Origin of the sequence: Bradyrhizobium sp., from assembly GCF_035570375.1 — a bacterium.
Classification (GTDB): Bacteria; Pseudomonadota; Alphaproteobacteria; order Rhizobiales; family Xanthobacteraceae; genus Bradyrhizobium.
Genome location: NZ_DATMLW010000100.1, coordinates 1 through 3,409, shown reverse-complemented (window position 1 = coordinate 3,409; position 3,409 = coordinate 1). Strand labels below are relative to the sequence as shown.

At 62.1% G+C, this 3,409-nt stretch carries 3 protein-coding genes and 1 pseudogene; 2 read left to right on the top strand and 2 right to left on the bottom strand.

The genetic code is table 11. The features are described from left to right. Positions 1-320: 320 nt before the first annotated feature. Positions 321-938 carry a 30S ribosomal protein S4 gene (rpsD, locus tag VNX23_RS11055; RefSeq protein WP_325629933.1) on the top strand — a complete coding sequence of 206 codons (618 nt, stop codon included), beginning with the start codon at positions 321-323 and terminating at the stop codon, positions 936-938. 199 nt (positions 939-1,137) lie between these two features. Then, positions 1,138-2,205: a threonine aldolase family protein gene (locus VNX23_RS11050; RefSeq protein WP_325629932.1), complete on the top strand. Its 1,068-nt coding sequence runs from the start codon at positions 1,138-1,140 to the stop codon at positions 2,203-2,205. A 16-nt stretch (positions 2,206-2,221) separates the two neighbouring features. On the opposite strand, the gene VNX23_RS11045 is transcribed toward VNX23_RS11050, so the two are convergent. Together VNX23_RS11045 and VNX23_RS11040 are read right to left on the bottom strand one after the other, a co-directional pair. Then, positions 2,222-3,118 (bottom strand): carotenoid biosynthesis protein, encoded by an 897-nt coding sequence (locus VNX23_RS11045; protein ID WP_325629931.1) that lies wholly within the window; start codon positions 3,116-3,118, stop codon positions 2,222-2,224. Continuing rightward, positions 3,115-3,409: pseudogene (locus tag VNX23_RS11040) on the bottom strand (serine hydrolase); the annotation flags it as partial. The gene VNX23_RS11045 and the pseudogene VNX23_RS11040, both read right to left, overlap by 4 nt.

Sequence of the window (3,409 nt, the reverse complement as noted above, 5' to 3'; positions counted from 1 at the left end):
GCAACGCGGGCCGAAAACGGCCCGCGAGCAGGCGGTTTCTAGGCAGAAACCGCTGCCCTGTCAATGAGAACGCCCCGGTACACCGTCATTCCGGGGCTGGATACTTCGCATCGCCCCGGAATGACTGTGCTATCGATTGACAAGGCAGCCGATTTGCCCTTAGAAACCGCCCTGCTCGCGGGCCGTTTCGGCCCGCGAAGCGTTTCGCGACCCGTGGTCCTAACCCTTGATGCTTTGGGGTCGGGACCTGTCGGTGCCGGGACATCCCGGCACACAGGAGGGCGCGTTTCCTCAAAACTCAATCCTTAAAAGAGGACGCGATGACTAAGCGCAGTGAGGCGAAATACAAGATCGATCGCCGTATGGGCCAGAACATCTGGGGCCGCCCAAAGAGCCCCGTGAACCGCAGGGAATACGGCCCCGGCCAGCACGGCCAGCGCCGCAAGGGCAAGCTCTCCGACTTCGGCGGCCAGCTCCGCGCCAAGCAGAAGCTCAAAGGTTATTACGCCAACATCAGCGAGCGCCAGTTCCACGGCATCTATGTCGAGGCCGGCCGGATGAAAGGCGATACGGGTGAAAACCTGATCGGCCTTTTGGAGCGCCGTCTCGACACCGTGGTCTACCGCGCCAAATTCGTATCCACCATGTTCGCCGCGCGCCAGTTCATCAATCACGGGCATATCAAGGTGAACGGCCGCAAGGTCAATATCGCCAGCTACAAGCTGAAGGTCGGTGACCTCGTCGAGGTCAAGGAAGCCTCAAAGCAGCTCGTGGTCGTGCTGGAAGCAAACCAGCTCGCCGAGCGCGACGTGCCGGATTTCCTCGAGGTCGATCACAGCAAGATGACGGCAAAGTTCGTCCGCATCCCCGCACTGTCGGACGTGCCCTTCCCGGTGCAGATGGAACCGCATCTGATCGTCGAATTTTATTCGCGCTGATTTGACCGATCGCGCTGACAGAGATCGAAGGCCCCGGTTTGCCGGGGCCTTTTTTCGTCATGAGCGGCCTTGTGCCGGGCATCGACGTCTTTATCGTCGACACAAAACAAGACGCGGATGGCCGGGCATAGGCGAGCGGAAGCGACGCCGTTCTTCGAACGGCTATGCCGGCCATGACGCGATAACGGAGACCATCGCCATGACCTACACCCCTGCCCGTCCCGATCCCAAAGCCCCGCTTGTACGCATCAACCTGTTGTCGGACACCCAGACCCGCCCAACGCAAGGAATGCGCGAGGCGATGGCGCGTGCCGAAGTGGGCGACGAACAGGTCGGCGATGATCCATCGGTGAATCTGTTGTGCGAACGCGTGGCCGACCTGCTCGGCAAGGAAGCGGCCGTGTTCATGCCGTCCGGCACCATGTGCAATGTGGCGGCAACGCTGGTGCATTGCCGACCCGGCGATGAAATTCTGGCGCACGCCACCGCCCACGTCATCGCCCGCGAGGGCGGCGCGCACGCAGCACTCGGCGGTTTCCAGATCACCGGACTGCCTGGCGCCAACGGGCAATTCGCCCCTGAGGTGTTCCGCGCCGCGCTTCACCCCCGCACCCGCTATCAGCCGCCCCAGACGCTGGTGAGCGCCGAGCAGACCGCCAATATCGGCGGCGGCACCATCTGGAAGAAGGCAGCTCTTGATGAGATCGTCGAAATCGCCAAAACCAAAGGGCTTGCTACCCACATGGACGGCGCGCGGCTGTTGAACGCAACTGTCGCGACCAGCATCAGCGCACGCGACATGGCAGCGGGCTGGGATTCGGCCTGGATCGATTTTTCGAAGGGGCTGGGCGCGCCGATCGGTGCGGTAATCGCGGGCAGCCGTGAATTCATCGATCAAGTCTGGCGCTGGAAGCAGAGGTTGGGCGGCTCGATGCGCCAGGCCGGCATTTGCGCAGCCGCCTGCACCTACGCGCTCGATTACCACGTTGAGCGCCTGGCGGAGGACCACGCCAATGCGCGGGCATTGGCGCGGGGACTGGCGCAGGTTTCCGGCATCGAGGTCCAGGAGCCCGAAACCAATCTCGTCTTCTTCAAGCCGGATGGCGCGGGCGTGACCGGCGACGCCATGGTCGGCGCCCTGCGCCAGCGCGGCGTCATGCTCGCGATGATGGATGGCCGGATCCGCGCCTGTACCCATCTCGACGTCACGGCCGCCATGATCGAAGAGACGGTCGGCCTGGTGCGGGAGGTCGTGCGGAAAGCTTGAACAGCCAATATGGGCTTCAGCGATCAGCTTTGTCGGCGGCAAGCCGTAACGCCGCCAGCATCGCGGTGAAGAACATCGTGAACAGCATGGTCACGACCGTCGTCTCGCGCAGATCATGAATGCGCCAGAGGTGGCCAGCCGCATCCACCACCTCGCCGCTCTGGCCGATCAGCCATGGCGTCACGTGGGTCAGACCGGAAGCAAGATAAAGCAGAACAGCGACAAGCCTGAGTGTGCGCGCGTGTTGAAGCGCAAATCGCGACACATCACGCCGGCCGCTCAGATAGATCGCGAACGCCTGGTAGAACAGCCAGGATGTCAGCAGCCAGCCGAGATAATTGGACAGCGGAACGCCGAAATGCGCGCCGCCGTCGTGCCAGATCCAGATTTTCGAGATCGTGGATTCCGGCGGGTCCATCACCACATCCCATTGCGTCATCACGAATGCCGCGACGATCGGCAAGGCCACGAGCCGGAATCGAGGGCTCAGCCGTGCCTGCGCGCCGCCGAGCAAGGTTTCCGCCAGAACCCACGAGAAATATCCCATGCCGAACCAGAGCGGACCGACAATGGGCGGGATAGCGCCGACATGCGGCAGGTTCGGCTCGATCTCGAAATGGTAGTGACCGAAAGGCCATCCCGTGGTGACGCCAATATTCTCCATCGTGAAGGTGATGAGGACGCAGATCGCCGCCAGTACCAACGCATCCCTCCAGCCATAAGTCAGGACGGCATGGACGCAGGCCGCGAAAATTCCAATCGCTGCCAAAACTTCCGCCAGCGGGGTTCGATTCCAGGCAAAGCCGATGACCAGAGCGAGATAGATCGCAAGCATTACCCACAAGGCTGCCTCGCCCAGCGGAAAAAAGCCGCCGCGCTTCGTACTCTGCGGCGCTGATAGCGCATCACTCATCTGTTCAAGGCCTCATAGATCAGGGTCTTCAGCTCGATCCGGATGCGTTCGCTCTGCGAGGGCGCCTGCATCATGCAAATCGTAAACATGTCGCCTTTCGGGTCGATGAAAAAGAAAGCGCCGCCGGCGCCACCCCAGCGGTATTCGCCCGTTGGCCACGACGGCGTCTGTGCCGGCACCGACGTGCGCACGGCAAAGCCAAGGCCGAAGCCGCTGTTTTCGCCTGGAAAATAGAATTGGTCGCGGGCGATTTTTGTCTCCGGCCCGATCTGATCGGATGTCATCAGCGCG